This window comes from Cytobacillus sp. GQ23, from assembly GCF_059758675.1.
Genome location: NZ_JCAXER010000001.1, coordinates 82634 through 105796 on the forward strand (window position 1 = coordinate 82634; position 23163 = coordinate 105796).

Annotated in this window: 24 protein-coding genes; 19 read left to right on the plus strand and 5 right to left on the minus strand. The window is 41.4% G+C overall.

All coding sequences use genetic code 11. From position 1 onward, the window contains the following. The first annotated feature begins 32 nt into the window (after nucleotides 1–32). The 6 genes from AC6CHU_RS00475 to AC6CHU_RS00500 all read left to right on the plus strand — a co-directional run bounded on the left by AC6CHU_RS00475 (nucleotide 33) and on the right by AC6CHU_RS00500 (nucleotide 6669). The gene (locus tag AC6CHU_RS00475) at nucleotides 33–1589 is read left to right on the plus strand and encodes an ABC transporter substrate-binding protein (RefSeq protein ID WP_159865727.1); all 1557 of its coding nucleotides are present in this window, start codon (nucleotides 33–35) and stop codon (nucleotides 1587–1589) included. Between the two features lie 63 nt (nucleotides 1590–1652). Continuing rightward, entirely contained in the window at nucleotides 1653–2570 is a 918-nt protein-coding gene (locus AC6CHU_RS00480) for an ABC transporter permease (RefSeq protein WP_159865730.1), read from the plus strand. A gap of 12 nt (nucleotides 2571–2582) precedes the next feature. Continuing rightward, a complete protein-coding gene (locus AC6CHU_RS00485) occupies nucleotides 2583–3500 on the plus strand; it encodes an ABC transporter permease (protein ID WP_159865733.1) in 918 nt (305 codons plus the stop codon). A gap of 13 nt (nucleotides 3501–3513) precedes the next feature. Continuing rightward, nucleotides 3514–4506, plus strand: coding sequence for an ABC transporter ATP-binding protein (locus AC6CHU_RS00490; RefSeq protein ID WP_159865736.1), 993 nt, complete (start codon nucleotides 3514–3516; stop codon nucleotides 4504–4506). Beyond that, nucleotides 4503–5513, plus strand: coding sequence for an ABC transporter ATP-binding protein (locus AC6CHU_RS00495; protein ID WP_159865739.1), 1011 nt, complete (start codon nucleotides 4503–4505; stop codon nucleotides 5511–5513). The genes AC6CHU_RS00490 and AC6CHU_RS00495 overlap by 4 nt, the downstream gene beginning before the upstream one ends. A gap of 28 nt (nucleotides 5514–5541) precedes the next feature. Then, on the plus strand, nucleotides 5542–6669 hold the full coding sequence (locus AC6CHU_RS00500) for an NAD(P)/FAD-dependent oxidoreductase (RefSeq protein WP_498119590.1): 1128 nt from the start codon (nucleotides 5542–5544) through the stop codon (nucleotides 6667–6669). Nucleotides 6670–6719: 50 nt separating this feature from the next. Here AC6CHU_RS00500 and AC6CHU_RS00505 read toward each other — a convergent pair whose 3' ends face one another. The 5 genes from AC6CHU_RS00505 to AC6CHU_RS00525 all read right to left on the minus strand — a co-directional run bounded on the left by AC6CHU_RS00505 (nucleotide 6720) and on the right by AC6CHU_RS00525 (nucleotide 8963). Then, nucleotides 6720–6857, minus strand: a complete 138-nt coding sequence (locus tag AC6CHU_RS00505; protein WP_019380521.1) for a YvrJ family protein — start codon at nucleotides 6855–6857, stop codon at nucleotides 6720–6722. A 67-nt stretch (nucleotides 6858–6924) separates the two neighbouring features. After that, the gene (locus AC6CHU_RS00510; RefSeq protein ID WP_159865745.1) at nucleotides 6925–7143 is read right to left on the minus strand and encodes a DUF2922 domain-containing protein; all 219 of its coding nucleotides are present in this window, start codon (nucleotides 7141–7143) and stop codon (nucleotides 6925–6927) included. A gap of 46 nt (nucleotides 7144–7189) precedes the next feature. After that, a complete protein-coding gene (locus AC6CHU_RS00515) occupies nucleotides 7190–7408 on the minus strand; it encodes a DUF1659 domain-containing protein (RefSeq protein WP_159865748.1) in 219 nt (72 codons plus the stop codon). Between the two features lie 61 nt (nucleotides 7409–7469). Beyond that, entirely contained in the window at nucleotides 7470–7958 is a 489-nt protein-coding gene (locus AC6CHU_RS00520; protein WP_498119593.1) for a sigma-70 family RNA polymerase sigma factor, read from the minus strand. Between the two features lie 192 nt (nucleotides 7959–8150). Continuing rightward, a complete protein-coding gene (locus AC6CHU_RS00525) occupies nucleotides 8151–8963 on the minus strand; it encodes a hypothetical protein (protein WP_498119595.1) in 813 nt (270 codons plus the stop codon). A 1265-nt stretch (nucleotides 8964–10228) separates the two neighbouring features. Between AC6CHU_RS00525 and AC6CHU_RS00530 the strand changes: the two genes are divergently transcribed. From AC6CHU_RS00530 to AC6CHU_RS00590, 13 genes are all read left to right on the plus strand, one after another. Next, nucleotides 10229–10624, plus strand: coding sequence for a hypothetical protein (locus AC6CHU_RS00530; protein WP_498119597.1), 396 nt, complete (start codon nucleotides 10229–10231; stop codon nucleotides 10622–10624). 179 nt (nucleotides 10625–10803) lie between these two features. Then, complete coding sequence (locus AC6CHU_RS00535) at nucleotides 10804–11271, plus strand: flavodoxin (RefSeq protein WP_498119599.1); 468 nt, start codon at nucleotides 10804–10806, stop codon at nucleotides 11269–11271. Next, complete coding sequence (locus AC6CHU_RS00540; protein WP_159865766.1) at nucleotides 11264–12151, plus strand: hypothetical protein; 888 nt, start codon at nucleotides 11264–11266, stop codon at nucleotides 12149–12151. The genes AC6CHU_RS00535 and AC6CHU_RS00540 overlap by 8 nt, the downstream gene beginning before the upstream one ends. 15 nt (nucleotides 12152–12166) lie before the next feature. After that, nucleotides 12167–12616: a flavodoxin gene (locus tag AC6CHU_RS00545; protein ID WP_498119601.1), complete on the plus strand. Its 450-nt coding sequence runs from the start codon at nucleotides 12167–12169 to the stop codon at nucleotides 12614–12616. A gap of 33 nt (nucleotides 12617–12649) precedes the next feature. Further along, the gene (locus tag AC6CHU_RS00550; RefSeq protein ID WP_251284870.1) at nucleotides 12650–12787 is read left to right on the plus strand and encodes an FbpB family small basic protein; all 138 of its coding nucleotides are present in this window, start codon (nucleotides 12650–12652) and stop codon (nucleotides 12785–12787) included. A 700-nt stretch (nucleotides 12788–13487) separates the two neighbouring features. Beyond that, nucleotides 13488–15728, plus strand: coding sequence for an ATP-binding cassette domain-containing protein (locus AC6CHU_RS00555; protein WP_159865774.1), 2241 nt, complete (start codon nucleotides 13488–13490; stop codon nucleotides 15726–15728). Nucleotides 15729–16099: 371 nt separating this feature from the next. Beyond that, nucleotides 16100–17275, plus strand: coding sequence for an LL-diaminopimelate aminotransferase (locus tag AC6CHU_RS00560; protein ID WP_159865777.1), 1176 nt, complete (start codon nucleotides 16100–16102; stop codon nucleotides 17273–17275). Between the two features lie 29 nt (nucleotides 17276–17304). Beyond that, a complete protein-coding gene (locus AC6CHU_RS00565) occupies nucleotides 17305–18786 on the plus strand; it encodes an aldehyde dehydrogenase family protein (RefSeq protein WP_498119604.1) in 1482 nt (493 codons plus the stop codon). A 122-nt stretch (nucleotides 18787–18908) separates the two neighbouring features. Continuing rightward, complete coding sequence (locus AC6CHU_RS00570) at nucleotides 18909–19757, plus strand: 3-hydroxyacyl-CoA dehydrogenase (RefSeq protein ID WP_159865783.1); 849 nt, start codon at nucleotides 18909–18911, stop codon at nucleotides 19755–19757. A gap of 27 nt (nucleotides 19758–19784) precedes the next feature. Next, nucleotides 19785–20516 carry a CoA transferase subunit A gene (locus tag AC6CHU_RS00575; protein WP_498119606.1) on the plus strand — a complete coding sequence of 244 codons (732 nt, stop codon included), beginning with the start codon at nucleotides 19785–19787 and terminating at the stop codon, nucleotides 20514–20516. Next, nucleotides 20479–21159, plus strand: coding sequence for a 3-oxoacid CoA-transferase subunit B (locus tag AC6CHU_RS00580; protein WP_498119608.1), 681 nt, complete (start codon nucleotides 20479–20481; stop codon nucleotides 21157–21159). Before AC6CHU_RS00575 ends, AC6CHU_RS00580 begins: the two co-directional genes overlap by 38 nt. Nucleotides 21160–21175: 16 nt before the next feature. Further along, the gene (locus tag AC6CHU_RS00585; protein WP_498119609.1) at nucleotides 21176–21952 is read left to right on the plus strand and encodes an enoyl-CoA hydratase/isomerase family protein; all 777 of its coding nucleotides are present in this window, start codon (nucleotides 21176–21178) and stop codon (nucleotides 21950–21952) included. Between the two features lie 28 nt (nucleotides 21953–21980). Beyond that, nucleotides 21981–23153: an acyl-CoA dehydrogenase family protein gene (locus AC6CHU_RS00590; RefSeq protein ID WP_251284276.1), complete on the plus strand. Its 1173-nt coding sequence runs from the start codon at nucleotides 21981–21983 to the stop codon at nucleotides 23151–23153. Nucleotides 23154–23163 lie beyond the last annotated feature (10 nt).

Consider the following 23163-nt stretch of genomic DNA (forward strand, 5'->3'; position numbering starts at 1 on the left):
TTTTAAATAATATTCAATAGGGGGAAGTGTAAATGAAAAAAACATTTAATTATCTATTTGTTTTTGTGCTAATTACAGCAATATTTATTTCAGGCTGCAGCAGTAATACGACATCCACCGGTGATAATGCGAATGGGAAAGAAGGCAGTAAGAAAACAAGTCTGGTAATTGCGCAAAGTGCTGATATTACTACTTTAGATCCCCAGAATTCATTAAGCACTAATGGAGATCGTGTTTTCAGAAATATGTTCAGCAGATTGTTTAATCGCGATAGTAACATGGAAATTCAACCGGAACTTGTTGAAAAATATGAAAATATCGATGATGTTACTTGGCACTTTCAATTAAAAGAAGGTGTTACTTTCCATAATGGAGACCCACTAACAGCCGAAGATGTTAAGTTTAGCCTTGAAAGAGTCATGAATGATGAGTCTCTAAAGGAGTATCCTTATTTCACTCAAATTAAGGAAGTAAATGCCATTGAGGAATTAACTGTTGAAATTGTAACAGATGGACCTATGCCAACGTTATTAAGGCTATTGGCAAAAAGTGGTGCGGATGTAATTCCAAAAAAATACTTCGAGGAAGTGGGACTTGAGGAATTTCAAAAGAATCCAATTGGTTCAGGACCATACAAATATGTGGATTGGAAACGGGATGATAGAGTCGTCCTCAAACCGTATGATAATTACTTTGGTGAAAAACCGAAATGGAAAGAAGTGGTTGTCAGGGCAATACCAGAAAGCTCTACCCGTGTAGGAGAATTACTGACTGGAGGAGTAGATGTTGCAACCGACATTCCTCCTAATGAATGGGATCGGGTAAATGGAGAAAGTGGAATTTCTCTTGTAAATGGGGATACAACTCGTGTCATGCTTTTAATGCTTCGTCATACAGAGGGTACTGTAACCGCAGACCCAAAAGTTCGGGAAGCCATTGATCTTGCAATTAATGAGCAGGCTATTGTTGATTCTGTTTTAAAGGGAACTGCTGTACCAGTTCGATCACGTGTGCCGGAAGGCGTATTAGGATCAAATCCAGATTTGTATAATTCTTATGTATATGATTTGGAAAAAGCGAAGAGCCTTTTAGCAGAGGCAGGGTATAAAGATGGGCTGGAACTGACATTTACAGCTCCGAAGGGCAGATATCCGCTGGATGGTGAAGTAGCCCAATTGGTTGCGAGCATGCTTGAAGAAGCAGGGATTAAAGTGAATTTACAGCTTCTTGAGTCCAGCGCCTTCCTGGATATATATAACTCCAACTCTAATAAAGAATTAATCATGATAGGATTGGCGGATGGCCTCCTTGATGCATCCTACTCGTTAGTTCATTACACAAAAGAACGTGCTGCCGGGCAAACGGATTATACTAACGAAGAAGTTGAGAAGCTTTTCCATGATGCAGGCCGTAATCTTAATGAAGATGAAAGAGTAAAACAATATCAAAAAATACAAGAGATTGTTGCTGAAGAAAGACCTCATATCTTTCTTTTCCAGCAGGGAGCCAATTATGGTGTTAGTGATAATGTACAATTTGAACCGAGGCTGGATGAAGTCATAAACTTCTCAGATATTACTTTAAAATAATACAATTTGCGGGGCTGGAAGGTTGAAAGGTCCAGTCCTGTTTCACAATAAGGAGGTCTGGCCTTGAAAAAGTATCTTTTAAGAAGATTTCTGCAAATTATACCAGTCCTGTTCATCATCACTTTTGTTGTATTTGTATTGGTATATTTGGCAGGCGACCCAGTCTCATTAATGCTGCCGGAAGATGCGTCTGATGCAGATAGAGAGGCTTTAAGAGAAGCATTAGGTTTAAATGAGCCTTTTGTATATCAGTATTTTCATTTTATTGGAGATTTGATCACTGGAAATTTTGGGACATCTTTCAGATATAATCAGGAGGCATTGCCCTTGGTATTAGAGAGGCTTCCAGCAACATTTGAATTAGCTGCAGCTTCGATGCTGGTAGCTATTATTATCGCAATACCCTTAGGAATATATTCAGCGAAAAAGAGAAATAGCTTCATTGACTTGTTTATTACCGGTGGATCCGTGCTGGGAAAAGCCATGCCGAATTTCTGGCTTGGAATCATGCTGATATTATTATTGGCCGTAAATTATCAGCTATTCCCCGTATCCGGAAGAGGATCAATTATGCATATGGTGTTACCTGCTATAACATTGGGAACTGGTATCGCTGCAGAAATGACAAGGTTAATAAGGTCAAGTATGTTAGAAATTTTAAACCAAGATTATATTCGTACAGCTAAAAGTAAAGGTGCAAGTGAAATGAGCGTAGTCTTAAAGCATGCCTTCCGAAATTCATTAATCCCCGTAGTAACCATAATGGGCTTGCAAGTATCACACCTTGTCAGTGGAGCCCTAATAACTGAAACTGTCTTTTCGTGGCCAGGGTTGGGTCTGCTTTTGGTTCAAGCAGTTAACGGAAGAGATATGGCTGTCGTCCAAGCTGCCGTTTTTGTGATTGCCATATTAGTTATTGTTGTCAACCTGCTTACAGATATCGTATATCGAGTTTTGGATCCAAGAATTAATTATTCCTAGGAGGTGTATCTCATGGAATCAGAAATCAAAATGAGTTCCGAAACTGCCATAAGCACCGTCCAGAGAAGAAAGCCATGGGTGAGATGGATAAAGCTGCTGCTTCAAAGCAAAACAGGAACAGTGGGGTTTTTAATTGTCTCTTCAGTAATTTTTGTTGCTATATTCGCTGACATTTTGGCTCCGCATAATCCTGCATCGAATAATTTGAATGATATGCTAAAGCCTCCTATGTGGCTGGATGGAGGATCACAAAATTATATTCTGGGTACAGATAATTTAGGGAGAGATATATTGAGCCGTATTATTTATGGCTCGCGTGTTTCTTTGCTTGTTGGAGTTTTTTCGGTTATTTTAGCCGGTTTAATAGGGATAATAGCCGGATTAATAGCAGGCTATTATGGCGGAGTTATAGATAATGTATTAATGAGATTAGTAGATTCATTCTTGGCGATTCCGAGCATTCTATTCATCCTTGTCGTGCTTGCCGTCTTTGATCCCAGTATTTTGGTACTGATTGTTGTAATTGGATTAACTAATTGGGTTACATATGCCAGAGTTGTCAGGGGAGAGGTTTTAAGTATTAAAGAAAGGGAGTTTGTAAAGGCATCAAAGTCAATAGGTACAAATAGTCTAACCATTATGCTGCAGCATATCCTGCCTAACATCCTTTCCTCATTTATTGTGATATCAACATTAAGCGTTGCTACGACTATAGTTTTAGAAGCATCGCTAAGTTTTCTTGGGTTAGGGATACAGCCTCCAGATGTGTCCTGGGGAGGAATGTTAACAGATGGAAGAAACTATCTGGCAACTAATTGGTGGCTTGCTACGTTTCCTGGCATTGCCATTACAGTTACAGTACTCGGAATTATCTTTTTGGGGGACTGGCTGAGAGATGTACTTGATCCACGAACACAGGTAAAAAAATAGGAGGGAAGGTCTCTTGGGTGTAACTGATACGTTATTAGAAGTGAAAGATTTGAAAACGCACTTTTTTACAGAGGACGGTGTAATTCCCTCGGTAAATGGAGTATCTTTTTCTGTAGAGAAAGGGGAAACGATTGGCATAGTTGGTGAATCAGGGTGCGGAAAAAGCGTTACTTCACTTTCAATTCTTCAATTGGTAAGTCAGCCAGGGAGAATTGTAGAAGGACAAATTTTATTGAATGGGACTGACTTAACCAAAAATTCAAATAAACAAATGAGGAAAATCAGAGGAAATCAAATATCGATGATTTTTCAAGAACCACTGACATCCCTAAACCCTGTCTTTACGATTGGCAGTCAAATATCGGAATCAATTAGACTTCACCAAAAGATTGATAGAAGAAAAGCGAAAGAACTGGCAATTGATATGCTATCAAAGGTGGGTATATCTAATGGAGAGAATATATACAACTCATATCCCCATCAATTAAGCGGGGGAATGAGACAAAGGGTCATGATTGCAATGGCTTTATCGTGCAGACCTCAATTATTGATTGCCGATGAACCTACTACTGCTTTAGATGTTACCATTCAGGCACAAATACTTAAACTCATGAAAAGGCTAAAGGATGAATATAATACCTCCATAATAATGATCACTCATGACTTAGGAGTAGTGGCAGAAATGGCAGATCGTGTGATTGTTATGTATGCTGGTCAAATTGTAGAACAAAACAATGTCTTTGAACTTTTCAAAAACCCAAAACACCCATATACTCAGGGTCTTTTAAACAGTACCCCAAAAATTCATCAGTTAAGGGACCAATTAGAATCAATCGAGGGGAACGTTCCCACTCCATCCAACTTGCCAAAGGGATGTAAATTTCATCCAAGATGTCCGTTTGCAATGGAGAAGTGCAGTCAGCAAGATCCACCTTTACTTCAAGTGAATTCAGAATCTTCAGTTAGATGCTGGCTTCATGAAGGCAAGGAGGTGATAGGGCTATGAATAGCATGCTAGATGAAAATATTGATAATCAGGAGTGCATATTAAAAATTGAAGGACTGAAAAAGTATTATGAAACTTCTTCTGATTTTTTTGGAAGAAAAAAGAATTTCGTTAAAGCGGTTGATGGTATTAGCCTGTATGTCAATAAAGGCGAGACATTAGGCATAGTTGGGGAATCAGGCTGCGGTAAATCTACAACTGGCACTACTATTTTAAGAATGCAGGAGCCCACTGAAGGGAAGATTTATTTTGAAGGAACAGAGTTAACATCTCTGAATCACAATGAGATGCAAAAAATTAGAAAAGACATACAAATGGTTTTTCAAGATCCATTTTCATCATTAAATCCAAGAATGAGAGTCTTTGATATTATCGCAGAGCCCCTGAGAACCCATAAAGTTGCTAAAGGGAAAGAGCTTGAAAACATAATCTATGAGCTCATGGAAACTGTTGGCCTGGATCGTTCCTTCTCCAAACGGTATCCACATGAATTTAGTGGAGGACAGCGACAACGTATCGGTATTGCTAGAGCCCTAGCTCTAAAACCAAAATTAATTGTTTGTGATGAGCCTGTATCGGCACTTGATGTTTCAATTCAGGCGCAGATATTAAATTTGCTTATAGATTTACAGAGGAAATTCAATCTAACGTACGTATTTATTGCGCATGGAATACCTGCTGTTAAATATATTAGCGACCGAATTGCGGTCATGTATATGGGTGAAGTTGTCGAAATGGCTTTAAAAGAAGATTTATTTAATGAGACCATGCATCCATATACAAAAGGATTAATTTCAGCAGTTCCGGTACCTGATCCAACGTTAAGGGACAAAAAGGACAAAGTATATATTCACGGCGACGATCTTCCAAAACAGGTGGGGGATGCAACTGGATGCAAATTTTACTCCAGATGCCCATTCAGGCAGCAAGAATGTAAAGACGAAAGACCAAAACTGAAACAAGTAAGTCAGGATCATTTTGTTTCGTGTCATTATCCATTACAATAAAATTTTTTTGAAAGGGATGTTAAATTATATGAAAATAGCAGTTATAGGCTCCGGAATCGTCGGTGCAAGTGCAGCCTATCACCTCGCAAAGGAAGGGGCAGAGGTAGTCATTGTTGATAAGGAACATCAGGGACAGGCAACTGCAGCAGGCGCAGGAATCATTTGCCCGTGGATTTCCAGAGTAGATCATAAAGACTGGTACGCCATTGCAAAACGAGGAGCGCTTTACTATCCATCTTTAATAGAAAATCTTAAACAGGATGGTGAAGGGGATTTTGGATATAGAATGGTAGGAGCTCTGTCAGTCAGCAGCAATTCTGATGAGCTGAATGCGATCGAGGAAAGTGTCCGTCAAAAAAAAGCTGAAACCCCTGAGGTTGGGGAGATTACGAGATTAACAGCAGCGGAAGCCAGGGAACTTTATCCGCCGCTCCGTGAGGATCTGGAGGCTGTCCATGTTACGGGTGCAGCCAGATTGGATGGCAGGCTGTTAAGAGACGCTATGCTAAATGGCGCAAAAAGACATGGTGTTGTCATTCTTAATGGTGAAGGTGACCTTGTATCCCAAAATAATAAGGTTACAGGAGTAGAAGTGGACGGGAATGTCATTGCTGCCGATGCTGTTATCGTTACAGCAGGTGCTTGGGCTAAGGACCTGCTTGCACCGTTGGGCATTGATCTTAAAATCGAGCCCCAGCGCGGGCAAATTGCCCATTTGGAAGTGAATGGTGAGGACACTTCCAATTGGCCGGTTGTTCTTCCGGAGAGCACTCATTACTTAGTTGCTTTCGACCATTCTAAAGTGGTGGTTGGAGCTACCAGGGAAACGGGATCCGGGTTTGATTATAGACTAACGGCGGCAGGTGTGAAAGAAGTGCTGGATGAAGCATTATCGGTTGCACCAGGATTAGCTGAAGGCACGCTAAAAGAAGTAAGAATTGGCTTCCGTCCGGCTGGACCTGATATTTTGCCGCTGCTTGGTACGGTTCCTGCTGCAGAGGGACTGGTTATCGCAACCGGATTAGGGGCATCGGGGCTTACAATGGGCCCATACGTGGGCAACCTGGCTGCAGATCTTGCTTTGAAAAGGGAATTGGAACTGGATCTGTCACCTTATGATCCATTAAGAAAAGGCCTGGAAGCAGGCATAAAGTGATTTATTCAGATAAAGCTGCCATACTGTTTAATGGCAGCTTATTGGTTTTCTTATTCCTTAAGGCGATCCGGCAATCCTTGAATGGACGACACAACAACATCGAGTTTGGCTTCAATTCGGTTCAGCAGAAAAAGGGTGACGACAATTGGAAAGCCGAGCTCGCTGATCAAAGTGACCATCTGTTCCATGGCAGCTGCTCCTTTCTGGCGTGTATTGTAAAAATGACCGGGTTCCAAGGAATCCGGCCACTCATGATTATACTAATTCGTAATCAGTTACATTTCGCTCTACTAACCTGGCACTTTCCGCTAAAACCAAATCACCGCCGTTGCCATCAAAGGCATTGGCAGCAATGATTTGCTCCATGGCAGCTTTTACCGCAGCAGGATCAATTGGTTCAATCGGGTTATCAACGGATAGTTTTGTTGTCTTGCCCAGTTCAGTGACGAAAGTCATTTCTAATGATTTAGCCATTTACTATTCCCTCCTTATGTTTTCCGGTTTTTTTAATAGATTGTGATTAACCTAAGATATTGTAGCTGTCATTTCTATTAATCTCAGTCAATGGGTATTTGCTTAGGCCTGCGATCGCTTGTCCAACTGTAAAAAGCTGGTCTGCTGTGGCAGAATGCTTGATGTTGCTGTAGGTTTTTGACTTAAGAACCGGCTTGCCCTGCCCGTTAAGGCCTGTTTCATATACCATTCGAAGTTTGGAATCAGTCTTATTTGCTTGTGCCATGTTTATCACCTCCTTTCACCCTTTATATATAGCTTTGAGGGCGAAAAAGACAGGGTGAATTTTAATTATTTTTCAATATGTTTTTCAGCTTTTCACGGGCACCCTGCCGCCAGTTTTTGACTGCAGACAAGGAGACTCGTTCTTTTTCTGCAATTTCCCTGACAGACAGCTGATCACATAAAGTATATTGGAGCCATTTCAATTGATTTTCAGATAACATGCTGCATTTTTTATAAAGCTCTTGTGTTATCTCTGAGCTGGGGCTTGAAGAGGTGTCTTCGATGAATTCCCAGAAGGCTGCTTCCGGATAGACATATCGATCCATCTGCTTAGTTTGTTTGGTTAATTCAATCATCATATGTCCTTTTACCATACTGTAAGCATATGATAGGAAGTTCCCTTTTTCTTCGTTATGATTTTTCCACGCCTGCCATAGTGCAATTAAACCAAGCTGATGGAATTCCTCATAGTTTTTATAGATGTTCAGCCTATGGATGATGTCATAAATCATAGGGTCATATTTTGCTGCAAGCTGTTCAAAACTCTCCATGAAAGTTCCTTTCAGGAAAGCGCGCTCTCTGTGAATTCCCGGGTAGCTCAACAATAGCCTGACCGCAAATTTTTTGCGAATTGAGTAAATGCAGGAAAACAGCCAGTTAACCCCCTTAATTCCGGAGTTAAGGGGTCTAATTCAGAAGTTAGGGGGTGTAACTCCCAAATTAGGGGCATTTAGCATGTTTTTTTATTTTTTGTAAAAAAAGTTTAGCGAGACGTCCTTTTCCTCAGCCGAAAACCCCATTTCATGCAATTCCTGAAAGTATTTTTCTTCAAATTTCTTATTCAGGATTCCATAGAAATATGCGATGGGCTTAGCAATGACGCGGGTTTTCATTTTCCGGATCAGCTGCTTAAAGGAAAGGATGGCTGTTTCTAGAATAGTGTTCAAGTTTTGTTCACAATTGTTTTTATATGCTGCAAGTGATGCCATTCTCCAAAACTCCTCAATCTGATTGGCTTCTGAAAAAAAGTACTTTACAGTGCTGATAAATGATTGTGGCACACGGTCACTTGTAAAAGAGTAATCGAGGCCGTTTTCGCTACGTTTAGTAATCTTTTGATTTTTATTAGTTTTAGAAAGATTGATAGTTTTATTAGGGTGGTCCAATATTTCCTGCTTAGGTGGTTCACTCTTGGGAAAACGATTGAAAACATACAGGTTGCTGGATTGGGAACCGTTTTTTCTCTCTGTTTCATGAACCGTAAAAATACCGATTTTTGCTGCCTTGGCAATCATTCTTTTAAAAGTAGAGCGGGAAATGCCATTTCCGTTATATTCTTCGTGAATTGCTTTCAAAACAGTGCCAATCTTGGCGTTGGATACCCCCGGAATTTTTGCAGCAAAACGAACCAGCCTCTTTAATCCGGCAAGTTCGCCCTTAGAAAACGAGTCCTTATGAGCCGCTAGCCACATTTCTAAATGGGTATTAAACTCCTGGAGATTCTTAAACTGAGAAAACTGCTTGAACTGATCTAGATTGCCTGATTTCAAATTCATGAAAATGCACCACCCTTTCTCCTTCTATATATTGAGCAAGGGAGGATTTGGTCATGGTAGTTATGGGGAGGGTGTGACGGATTTGTGAACTGGGGGTTTGGGCGGAAGAGGTGGGATTAGATGGAGTTTGGTTTACATAATACTATTATGGTAGAGGAGATACATCTCCCCATCCAGGTAGGTGGTTCAGGCTGCCCTATGAAAGTGAAAACTAAGGAGTTCATGGTCCCTAAAAGTTAAGAGCGGTGGAAAACTGTGCCAATAGAGGGATTATGACGACCTAAAAGAGGAGGCCTAGGTAAAACGGTCGCCATAGAAGGTTCATGACGCCGAAAAAGAGAAGGCACCATTAAAAATGGTCGCCATAGAAGGTTCGTGACGCCGAAAAAGAGAAGGCACCATTAAAAATGGTCGCCATAGAAGGTTCATGACGCCGAAAAAGAGAAGGCACCATTAAAAATGGTCGCCATAGAAAGCTCATGACGCCGAAAAAGAGGAGGCACCATTAAAAACGGTCGCCATAGAAGGTTCATGACGCCGAAAAAGAGAAGGCACCATTAAAAACGGTCGCCATAGAAGATTCATGACGCCGAAAAAGAGAAGGCACCATTAAAAACGGTCGCCATAGAAAGCTCAAGACGCCGAAAAAGAGAAGGGACCATTAAAAATGGTCGCCATAGAAGGTTCATGACGCCGAAAAGGAGGAGGCCGGAAAAAAAATGGTCGCCATAGAGAGTTCGTGACGCCAAAAAAGAGAAGGGATCAATAAAAACGGTCGCCATAGAAGGGCTATGACGCCGAAAAGGAGAAGGCACCATTAAAAACGGTCGCCATAGAAGGGCTATGACGCCGAAAAAAAGGAGGTACCAGTAAAAACGGTCGCTATAAAAGGTCTTGACGCTGAAAAAGAGAAGGCTCCAGTAAAGCGGTCGCTATAAGACTTCCATTGAAAATAGGAGCCGAGGAAAAGCAGCTGTTTCCATGCCTGAAACTTGGCGCGAATAATAACATCCACATTTACTTGACATTGATAATCATTTTCATCTAAAATAGGGTTTATCAATGATAATCATTATCAATAAAGTCGAAAATTACATAGGAAATCCACTAAAAAGGAGGGAGCTACGTCGATTGAACAATCTATTTGCGGCTGGTGTGGGTATTTAGCGGATATGGAAGCGGATGAATGTAATGAAGACAGCTGCCCTTGCTGTGGTTTGGATCTTATCGGAGCAGCTGAATTTGATGTATGGGAGAGTTGAATTATGAGTGAACTGTATATTGCAATCGAGCCATTTGAACATCAAGTAGATTGCTTTTGTCCCGATGCTGATCATGTGAATATACTCCATTTTAAAAAGGGAGATTTAATGGAGGTTACGCCTGACCGGAAATATACCTTTATGGGCTGGTATGCGCTTGTGGTAATCAATGGACAGCAGGCGTTTTACATGGCGCTGGAGGATATAGAGAGATATTTTTTGGAGGAACAGATATCATCACAGCTAGATATAGACCTGAAAATTAATTACCTGCATTATAAAATTGATCAGGATCTGGAAGCGGGGGACAAAGTCTCTTTTGCTGAGAATAGCCGAAAGCTTAGAGAAACCTGCAGCCTGAAAGAGGAATTAGACTATTACATAGCCAAGGCAATTTAAACTGAATAATCACGATAGGGCTAGCGTGAGCGCGTTAGCTTTATTTGGCTTGTTCACGGTTTATCCTTCAACTGGGAAAATTGTCTCAAAAGTAATTTAATAATTGACACTGATAATCATTTTCAATTATCATCAGTGTAACAATAATTGAAAATCGTTATCAATTAGGAGTCGATGATATGAAAGTGTTTATTGGGTATTTAAGTATGTCAGGAAATACCGAAGATATGGCTTCCATTCTGAAAAATGTTCTTGAATTTAAAGGGTGTGATATAGATATGGGATGCCTGGATGAGACAGAGGTAGACAATATCCTGGCTTATGACTGTATTTTCATTGGAGCTTATACATGGGGGGATGGTGATCTTCCTTATGAAGCTGAGGATTTTTTTGAGGACTTGGATGTTCATGATTTAAGTGGCATACAGGCTGCATGTTTTGGTTCTGGCGATCATGCTTATCCAAAATTTTGTGCAGCGGTGGATGAGCTTGCTGACAAATTGAGTGAAAGAGGAGCCAATGTATTTCAGCAGAGGTTAAAGATAGAACTTAACCCTGAAACAGAGGAGCAAATTCTGGAGTGTCAGCAATTTGCCGAATCAGCCTATGAATGGGCAGTCAGAAATAAGGAGATGGAACATGTTTGATAAGGGTTCTACGGCAGTGCTGTCAACTCCGGATCTGCCATTCATTGTTGCAGTTAAGCAGTCTGGCATTTATTCCTTTGAGGATGGAGACTGGTTCCTGGAGTACGGGCTGTCACAAAATATATATAAGCTTGTGAAGCTGGGCCATTTTATCTTCGGAATCGGAGACCATGGCACAATTATCCGATATGATCTGCATCTTAAAAAATGGAATCAAACCTCATTCCCGACTGCCCAGCGGCTGTGGGATATTACTGGAAACCGTCAGGGATTAATCGTGACACATGGCGGCAGCTGCCTATACATATCAACGAATTTCGGGTCAGATTGGTCTGTTATTAAACCGTTTCAAGATTTACAGCAAAGGCCCCTGATTCGGTCGCTGCTCTATCATCAGGGAAGCATCTATATTGGCACGCAAATCAATGAACAGTATGGAGGTTTATGGAGATATCATGTTGAAAGCGGGGAGTTAAAGCATATAAAAAAAGAAAAGCATTCGATGGTTTCCTCCATTTATCGGGACGAAAATGATCTTCTCTTCATTGCTAAAGGAAACGCCCGCTCTGGTGTGGGAACGATTGAAGTGCTGAATCCTTTTTCAAATTGCTGGGATATATGCCAGCAGCCTATTGCAGAGAGAGCGTTCCTGGATATCTTTGAAGCAAATGAAAAGATCTATGCGACAACAAGCCAGGATGAAAATGGCTTTTCAAGAATCTACGAAATTGATAAAAACAGCTTGTCCCTGATTCCGATTGAAACCGTAACTGGCCATGGATTCAGAGGTGCAGGCTTTGAAGACCAGCTTTTTATTTGTTCACATAGAGAAAGTAAATGGATCACTCACAGATTTAACACATCAGCATTCATTCATTGATAGGAGTGGAGAGGAATGAAAATAGGGGTATTTTATGCCAGTATGTCCGGTAACACGGAATCAATTGCAGATATTATCGCGGAGGAGCTGAAAGAACAGAATCATGAAGTGGTAGTGGAAGATTTCATGAGTGTTCAAACTGCTTCCGACCTGCTAAACTATGATCTTACTTTTATAGGCATGTATACATGGGGAGAGGGCGATTATCCGGATGAATGCCTCGACATCATTGAAGAAATCGAACAGCTGGAACTCGACAGTCAGCCCTTTGCCATCTTTGGATCCGGGGATACGTCCTATCCTGAATTTTGCGGCGCACTGGATCAGCTTCAGAGGCTGATTGAAGAACAGGGAGGAACAGTAATAGGGAATCCCTTAAGGATAGAGTTCAATCCGGAGCCGGAAGATGAAGAAGGGATCAAAAAGTTTGTTGCGGAAGCATTGTTGTTAAAGGCAACGTGCTGAGTGTACGATTAAGCTTAGAACGGAGGGCTATTTATGAAAAAGAAAACATTTCATAAACTCATAGAAGAAAACATGAAAAATATCCTAAAAGATAAAGAACAATTGGAAGAAATCTATCGGAGAATCGATGAAAATATTTTGCTGAAGACTAAAAAATCAAGAATAAATTAAAAGGAAAAGTTAATGCGTATCTGCAATTTGCAGGGACGCATTTTTTTGTGTGAGGCCCGGTTCTCAAAATACCAAAAAAAAATCCCCAATGGGGAGAGAAGAAATAACGCATTATTTTGTTTTTTTCTCATCCGGCTTTTCCTTTTGAAGCTTCTCTTGCTCCAGACGTTCCGCATCCCTCTTAAATGCCTCCATCGCTTTGTAAAAAATGATGGTCATCGCTAAATCTCACCTCCTTACTCTTCTATTTCGGTTATTTTTTACAGTTTCCTTTGAAATTTGAAAAATTGTTAACATTTGGCAGGTAATAACGTTTCTTAAGTGAATTCATTGTTAAGGAGATCAAAACAGAAGGTGATGAACTTGAGCCATCATTCACGGAGAGAATGCTTTGAATAATGAAGTGTGCAGAAATATAAGCCAGCTTGTCAGATTGTAAAATAGTCCATCCTCTCAACTGCTAATTGGCTGTCTGAAAGAAAGATCAGGGGGCATCGGGGGAGAATTGGAGGTGCAGGGCCCATCGAGTTTTATAAAAAAGCGTGTAGAGCACTTGTGATTCCATCAATATAGAGAGCTTTTCATAAAAATTTTAAAATAAATAAAGAATATTATTGCAATTTACTTTCAACTATTGGTATGATAATTCTCCGCGCAAATGACATACATACGAAAAATGAACGTAAAGGGAGCTGATTGTGTGAAGCAGGAATTCATTGAAATTGTTAATGCGAGAGTAAACAACCTGAAGAATATCAATCTTCAAATTCCAAAGGGAAAGATCACAATATTCACAGGAGTGTCCGGTTCCGGCAAATCATCCATCGTGTTTGATACGATTGCCCAGGAGGCTGGCCGGCAGTTAAATGAGACGTACAGCAGTTTTCAGCGGCTGTTTCTTCCGAGATATAGCCGTCCGGAAGCAGATGAAATCAACAATCTTTCTACAGCTGTTGTCGTCGATCAGAAACGGCTCGGCGGAAATGCCCGGTCCACACTTGGAACTGCTACAGATATTAATCCTCTTCTTCGCCTGTTATTCTCCCGGTTTGCAGAGCCTCAAATAGGGTACAGCAATGCTTATTCCTTTAATGATCCGAGCGGCATGTGCCCGAAATGTGAAGGGATTGGGAGAATTATCACCCTCAACTTGGATGCTGCTCTTGATAAAGAAAAAAGCTTAAATGAAGGTGCTATTCTGCTTCCGGGCTTTGGACCTGGAACATGGCAATGGAAAGCGTATGCGGAATCCGGATTCTTCGATCGTGATAAGAAAATTAAGGATTATACAGATGAAGAGTTTAATAAGCTTGTCTTTGCTGAACCGGAAAAAGTGACTGTCAGTTATATGAATAATGATATGAATGCCACCTATGAGGGTCTGGCCGTCAAATTTATGCGCCAGCATGTGAAAAGGGACAAGGAGACGTCTAAAACGGGCGAGAAGCTCCTGAAGACCTTCAGCACTATGACTGTTTGCCCTTCCTGCGGAGGTAAGCGGTACAACGAAAAGGTGCTTTCATCTCAGATCAAAGGCTACTCCATTTATGATCTGACATCCATGCAATTGGATCAGCTTATTCATACTCTTCCAAAAATCATTTCACCGGAAGCAAAGCCAATTGCTGACGGGGTCATGGAACGTCTGCAAAATCTGTGTGATATTGGTCTGGGCTATATGGATCTGACAAGGGAAACGCCAACCTTATCGGGCGGTGAATCCCAAAGGGTGAAAATGGTTAAATATTTATCCAGTAACTTAACAGGCCTTATGTACATATTTGATGAACCCAGCACCGGACTGCATCCGCGGGATGTCCACCGGTTAAATGAATTGCTGGTGCGCTTAAGGGACAGAGGCAATACCGTTTTAGTTGTGGAGCATGATCCGGATGTCATCCATATTGCTGACCATATCGTTGATGTGGGGCCGCATGCGGGGACAAACGGGGGAGAGATCATGTATACAGGCAGTTACGGGGAATTCTTATTTTCTGATACATTGACTGCCAATTATTTAAACCGCAGTGCAGAGCTGAACACAAATCCGCGCCCGGTCTCTGATTTTATGGAAAGCAGGAAAAGCATGCTGCACAATTTAAAGGATGTGAGTCTTTCTGTTCCAAAAGGGGTATTTACGGTGATTACCGGGGTAGCAGGTTCCGGAAAAAGCACACTGGTGAATGAAGTGTTTGCAAAAGATTTTCCGGAGGCTATCAGAATCGACCAAAGTCCGGTTCATGCCAACATACGGTCCAATCCGGCCACTTTTACCGGCATTATGAACTCGATCCGTAAGTCATTCTCTGATGCAAATGGAGTGGAAAGCGGATTATTCAGCTATAATTCAACCGGCGGATGTCCGACATGCGGAGGCACCGGGACTGTTGAAATCAACTTATCCTTTATGGATACAATGGAAGTCGAATGCAGTGAATGTCATGGAAGCCGTTTTAGGCAGGACGTGCTCCAATACTTATATAAAGGCAAGAATATTGTTGAAATCATGGAGATGTCTATTGCGGACGCTGCGGAATTTTTTGATGCAAAAGACATCCAGAGAAAACTCAAAGCTCTTAACACAGTCGGTCTTGGCTATTTGTCACTGGGACAGCCGCTGACCACTTTGTCAGGAGGCGAATGTCAAAGGCTTAAGCTGGCAAAGGAACTGAATACAAAAGGCAATATTTATATACTGGATGAACCGACAACAGGACTGCATATGTCCGATGTCGCCAATATCCTGGAAATCATTAATAAATTGGTGGAAAAGGGCAATACCGTTATTGTCATTGAACATAATCTCGATGTCATCCGGAAAAGTGATTGGATCGTCGATTTAGGTCCGGATGGAGGCGCAGGAGGCGGAGAAATCCTGTACGAGGGACCGCCGGCAGGAATATTGGAGTGTGAGCGCTCGGTTACGGCACAGCATTTGTAAAGGAATCACTATACGAAAGAAAACGGCCATGGAATGTTTTTCGATGGCCATTTTCTTTATAGGTTATTTAGGGGGATTACTAGTTACTTGGCTTTATAAGTCGAATCATTCGATTACTTATGGCTACAGGCCATTAGTGGGTTTTAACTAGTAACATATAAAGAAAGAATGTCCTTGCATGCAGGGACATTCTTTTTTCTATTCATTCTAAAGTCTATTCTTTGTAAAAAACGTACGGAATCTATTGGAAAATAAGATGAATTTTTGTACAAAACAACCATAGTGATTTAGTATTCAATCATTTAAATTAATAGTATGAACGATTAATTTTCAGAATTTACGAAAATTTATTTGGTCAGGATGGTGAGCCTTTGAACTTTACATCAGACAGAGTGGGGCAAATACCTCCCTATTTATTTGCAGAAATCAATAAAAAGAAAGAAGCTATGAAAAAAGCGGGTATCGATGTCATTGATTTAGGGATTGGAGATCCGGATTTGCCTACTCCAAGCCACATTATTGAGAAATTTGTACAAGAGTCTCAGAATCCCGCCAATTTGAAGTATCCCAGTTTTACAGGATGTATGGAGTTCAAGCAAGCGGTGGCTGATTTCTATTGGAGGGAGTATCAAGTAAGGCTGGATCCTGAAACAGAAGTTCTTGCCTTAATCGGTTCCAAAGAAGGGATAGCTCATTTGGTTCCAACTCTAGTGGATCCCGGTGAATATGTGCTTATTCCGGATCCAAGTTATCCGGTTTATCGTATGGCAACGCTGCTGGCAAATGGAAGGTATCATAACATGCCGATGTCCAGGGAGAATGATTTCAAGCCAGATCTGACTGCTATCCCTGATGATATTCTGAAGCAGGCAAGGCTTATGTTTTTAAATTATCCCGGAAACCCGACATCCGCCACAGTGGATATTGAATTCTTTGAGGAAGCGGTTGAATTTGCGCATAATTGCCAAATTCCGATAGCGCATGATTCAGCCTATAACATGGTTACTTTTGATTCTTACAAAGCACCGAGCATTCTTCAAGCGGAAGGAGCCAAAGACATTGCTGTAGAGTTTGGCTCCTTATCGAAAACTTATAATATGACAGGCTTTAGAATAGGCTATGCGGTTGGAAACAAAAAGATAATTAAAGCGCTTTCTGTATATAAGAGCAATACAGATACGGGTCAGCTGACTTCCATCCAGAAGGCAGCAGCCTTTGCATTAAACAGTGATCAAATATGTATTGCAAAGCATAACGCTATCTACAAAGAGCGGATGAATGCGATGCTTGACGGTCTGAGCCGTATTGGGATTGAAGTTAATCCCCCAAAAGGAAGTTTCTTCATATGGGCTCCAGTGCCTAATGGCTACACTTCTGCCGAATTTGTTTCGAGCGTTATGGAGCAGACTGGTGTTATTCTAACTCCGGGCAATGCTTTTGGGCCTTCTGGAGAAGGGTATTTCCGAGTTTCCCTGTCTGTGCCGAATGAGCGATTGTATGAAGCAGTTAATCGAATAAAAGAGAAATTAAAAATTGTAATAGGATAATCACTAACTTAACTATTGGAGGTTTTTTTATGAAAAAAGTATTAAATTTTATTAATGGTGAATGGTGTAATTCGTCAGCCGGCAAAACTGCTTCTGTTTTAAATCCTGCAACAGGTGAGGTTCTTGCTGAAGTAACACAGTCAGCAAAAGAAGATGTTGATAGAGCTGTAGAAGCTGCAAAAACTGCTCAGAAATCCTGGCGATTAGTACCGGCCCCAGAGCGTGCTGAAATTCTTTATCAAGTTGCTTTTTTACTAAAAGAAAGAAAAGAAGACTTGGCTCAAATTCTTACAAGTGAAATGGGAAAAGTGATTGATGAAGGCCGAGGAGAAGTACAGGAAGCGATTGATATGGCGTACTACATGGCAGGCGAAGGACGCAGAATGTTTGGAGATACCGTTCCGTCTGAGCTTCGCAATAAATTTGCCATGAGTGTCAGGGTGCCTGTTGGCGTGGCAGGGTTGATCACTCCATGGAATTTCCCAATTGCGATTGCTTCATGGAAGTCACTGCCTGCTCTTGTTACCGGTAATGCAATTGTATGGAAGCCGGCAACTGAAACGCCAATCCTTGCAGCTGAATTTGTGAAAATTTATGAGGAGGCTGGTCTGCCAAAAGGGTTAATTAACCTTGTTCATGGGTCGGGAAGTGTGGTTGGAAATGCAATGGTTGAACATCCGGATATCGATTTAATTTCTTTTACAGGATCGAACGAAGTCGGCAGAGAGATCAATGGCAAAGCAGGAGCTTTATTAAAGCGAACTTCTCTTGAAATGGGCGGCAAGAATGCCATTACTGTGCTGGAGGATGCAGATCTTGATCTTGCTGTAGAAGGAATCCTTTGGGGAGCTTTTGGAACAAGCGGTCAAAGATGCACCGCTACTAGCCGTGTTTTGGTGCACAAAAATGTAAAAGAAGAACTTGAAGGGAAGCTGCTGGATCGCATTGGAGAATTGAAGCTTGGCAATGGGCTGGACGAAACAGTTAAGGTTGGTCCAGTGATTAATCGCTCTTCCCTTGAAAGAATCGATGAGTATGTAAAAATAGGCCAGGAAGAAGGAGCAAAGCTGCTTGCAGGCGGTAGAATTGCCACTGGTGATGGTTTGGACAAAGGAAATTTCTACTTACCGACTATTTTCACAGATGTAAAACCAAATATGAGAATCGCAATGGAAGAAATCTTTGGGCCAGTCGTTTCAATAATACCAATTCAAAGTATGGAAGAAGCCATTGAAATTAATAATATGGTAGAATTCGGTCTTTCCAGCGCCATTTATACCCAGAATGTCAATCAGGCTTTCGAAGCTATGAGAGATTTGGATACTGGTATTGTTTATGTGAATGCAGGAACAACCGGAGCAGAAATTCACCTTCCATTCGGCGGAACGAAAGGAACTGGCAATGGCCATAGGGATTCCGGTGTAGCTTCACTGGATGTCTATACAGAATGGAAATCCATTTACGTGGATTACAGCGGGAAGCTGCAGAGAGCGCAGATTGATAACTATTAATTTTGTAATGAGATAGTGATGACACATGAGGAGTTTAAGAAGTTTTTAAACTCCTTTTTTTATATAAAACATAAAGATTAATGAGGGAAACCACCATCATTTCGCAAAAGGAGCAATTTAGTATGGAAACTTTAACAGTTGTCGGTTCTGGTGTGATGGGCAGAGGAATTGCTTATACAGCAGCACTCGGAGGCTTTCATGTTTTTTTACATGACGTGAACGAAGTGAATCTGGAAAAAGCAAAAAATTATATTGAAACAGAAATGAGAAAAAGTGCAGAAAAAGGCTACCTGAACCATGATCAAGTTACAGCTGCTCTCAGCAATTTAGAATATACAACAGATTTAAAATCGGCTGCTGAAAATGCAGATGCAGTTATAGAAGCTGTTTTCGAAATGATGGAGCTAAAAATTGATATTTTTAAACAGCTTGATCAATATTGTCCGGAACATACGATACTCGCAACCAACACTTCCACCATGAGCCCCACAGAAATTGCCGCACAAACATCCAGACCGGAAAAATGCATTGCCATGCACTTCTTTAATCCTGTTCACAAAATGAAGCTTATTGAAATTATTAGAGGTCTGCAGACATCAGATGAGACCGTTGAAAAAGCCAAAGAAATAGGCAGTTTGCTTAACAAGGAGACAGTCGAGGTAAACGAGTTCCCTGGATTTGTTACCAGCCGGATGAACTGTCTGATCGGCAATGAGGCGATGAATCTTCTTATGGAGGGTGTTGCCTCTGCAAAGGATATTGATAAAGCTATGAAGCTTGGCTTGAATCATCCAATGGGGCCATTGGCTCTCGCTGATTTGGTTGGGTTGGATACCAGACTGAGAAACATGGAGTATTTGCATAAGACCCTGGGTGAAAAATATCGTCCTTGTCCGCTCCTGATTAAATATGTTAAAGCCGGAAGACTCGGGCGCAAATCAGGACGCGGATTTTACGAATATGAAGTCTAGTATAGTCCATGATTGGAGGCCGGTAGTATGAACAACACTAACAACTGTGAAAAACTTGCCACAGCAGAAGAAGCCGTACAGTTTATTCAGCAGGGAGACAGTGTATTGGTAGGGGGGTTCGGTCTTTGCGGTACTCCGTTTACACTAATAGACACAATTACAGAAACAGATCATGCCCGCGAATTAACGATTATCAGCAATAATTTAGGGGAAGCAGGCAAAGGCTTAGGAAAACTACTAATCTCTAAACATGTAAGAAAAGCAGTTGGTTCGTATTTTACATCGAATCGTGATGCAGTAAAAGCATGGAAAAACGGCGAACTGGAGATTGAACTTATTCCTCAGGGTACTCTTGCAGAGGCGATTCGTGCAGGTGGTGCGGGGATAGCCGGATTTTATACAAAAACAGCTGTTGGAACTAAGCTGGCAGATGGAAAGGAAGAACGCACTTTTGATGGGGAAAGGTATATCTTCATAAGAGGCATAAAAACAAACGTGGCTCTTATAAAAGCTGAAAAAGCGGATACACTTGGGAATCTTATCTATTCAAAAACTGCCCGGAATTTCAACCCGATGATGGCAACGGCTGCCAAACTGGTTATTGCCGAAGTGGATGAGATAGTTGAAGCAGGTACGCTTGATCCTGAAAAGATAGTTACACCCCATTCCTTTGTTGATATGGTCGTTATGAATGATCGCTATGAAAAAATAGGTGGTGAGTATGTTGAGCGTTGCCGGCAAGAAATTGGATACAGATAAAGTAAGGGTTGCAAAAAGAATTGCCATGGAGCTCCCGCAAGGCTCTGTTGTCAATCTTGGTGTAGGTATACCTACCTTAATTCAGAACTATTTAAGGCCTGAAAGCAAAGTTTACCTGCAATCAGAAAACGGTCTGCTGGGAATGGGGCCTACTCCTCCAGAGGAGGAGATAGATATGGATTTGATCAGTGCCAGCAAACACCCGATTTCATTGGGATTAGGCGCCAGCATTTTTTCAAGTTCTGACTCATTTGTCATGATTCGCGGCGGGCATATTGATGTGGCCGTTTTAGGTGCACTTCAAGTAAGCGGATCAGGAGAAATAGCGAACTGGGCAGTTCCGGGTCAGGATATTTTGGGAGTTGGCGGTGCCATGGATTTAGTAGCGAGTGCAAAAAAAATTATAATTGCAATTACCCATGTAACTAAAGACAATCTCCCGAAAATTGTGAGTACCCTAACTTATCCTTCAAGTGGAATTCGTAAGGCGGAAATGATTGTGACAGAAAAAGCTGTATTTAAAGTGTACAATGGAGAGCTGTTTCTTGAGGAAATATCTAATAACACCACTATTGAGGAAATAAGAAGTATGACAGATGCAGCTTTTATCATATCAGAAAATCTTAAGAAAATGCCTGTTTAATAGAAAGGTGCTAAAAATGGATCTAAATAATATTCTGGTTCGTGAAGAAGAAAGTATTGGTTTTATCATTATTAACCGTCCTGAATTAAGAAATGCCTTAAATCTTGATACCCTGCTGGAAGTAGAAAAAGCACTGGATGTATTGAGGGAAAATGAAAACATCCGTGTCATCATTTTTACGGGTGCTGGCGAAAAATCTTTTGCCGCTGGTGCAGACATAAACCAGCTAAGCAAAAGGACCATGATTGATGCCCTTAAGCCAAATATGACAGCAACTTACCGGAAAATAGAAGACTATGAGAAGCCGACCATAGCTGCAATTAATGGATATGCTTTAGGAGGGGGATTGGAGCTTGCACTTGCCTGTGATATCCGTATAGCTTCTTTAAATGCAAAGGTGGGGCTTCCAGAAGTAGGCTTAGGGATTATGCCTGGAGCCGGCGGTACACAGCGCCTTTCCAGAATTATAGGAAAGGGCAAAGCAATGGAACTCATTCTAACTGGTGATGTAATTACCTCAGCAGAAGCGGAAAGATTGAATATAATCAGTAAAGCCGTTCCGCAGGAAGAACTGATTGATACGGCAAAAGAATATGCAAGAAAATTAAGCTTAAAAGGGCCCCTTGCATTAAGAATGGCGAAGGCTGCTGTAAATCGCGGAGCAGACATGGAAATGGAAACAGCGCTTTATTTGGAAAAGCTTGCTCAGACTATATTAATTGGCTCGGAAGATAAATTGGAAGGAACAGAAGCCTTTTTAGAGAAAAGAACACCACAATTTAAAGGTAAGTAACCAATTTCAACAATTAGGGGGAAAAATGATGGATTTTACATTTTCAGAGGACATTCAGCTTCTAAAAAAAGCAGTTGGAGACTATGTGCAAGGCGAAGTAGAGCGGGTGGCGATGGATATTGAGGAGAATGATGAAATTCCAAGCCATATCGTTGAGAGCTCGAAGGAAATGGGATTATTCGGGTTAAGTATACCAGAGGAATATGGCGGGTTGGGCCTAAATTGGGTTGGGAAATGTGCTATTTATGAAGAATTGGGAAAAACCCATAATGGATACACAACGTTAATCGGCGCCCATACTGGCATCGGTACGGCGGGAATTGTGGAGCTTGGAACAAAGGAACAGAAGGAAAAATATCTTCCTAGGATGGCAAGCGGTGAATGGATTGGCGCATTTGCGCTAACGGAGCCGAGTGCAGGTTCTAATGCCTCGAATCTGAAAACAAAGGCAGAAAAAAAGGGAGATAAATATATATTAAATGGTTCTAAACATTATATTACGAATGCGGTCTGCGGAAACGTCTTTACGGTAATGGCTGTCACCGATCCGAGTAAAGGGGCAAAAGGAATCACTTCATTTATAGTGGAAAAAGACTTTCCTGGATTTATTGTTGGTGCAGTAGAGCGGAAAATGGGACTTCGAGGTTCCCATTCAGCTGAACTTTTCTTTGAAAATTGTGAGGTGCCTGCAGAAAATGTTCTTGGAGAAGAAGGCAGAGGGTATGTGAACGCACTGAAAATTCTCGCAAATGGCAGAGCTGGGCTTGCAGCCAGAAATCTGGGCTCATGTGAAAAGCTTCTTGAACTCAGCATGAGCTATGCTATGCAGCGGGAACAGTTTGGCAAACCGATTTTTGAACAGCAAGCTGTTCAGCATATGCTTTCAGACATGGCATTGGAGATTGAAGTGCTCCGTTCCATGACTTATCGTGTAGCCTGGATGGCTGATCAGGGTAAGAGGGTTGTCAAAGAAGCAGCCATGGCAAAGTTATATGGATCTGAAGTATATAATCGCGTGGCGGATTTAGCTGTCCAAATACACGGTGGCATCGGGTATATGAAGGATTATCCAATTGAGCGCTTTTACCGGGACGCGAGAATTACGAAAATTTATGAAGGCACAAGCCAAATTCAAAAAAACATTATTGCCGGCGAACTAAACAGGGAATTTCATAAAAAAATGCCTGTAAACAGTCGCTAAGTAGCGAAAC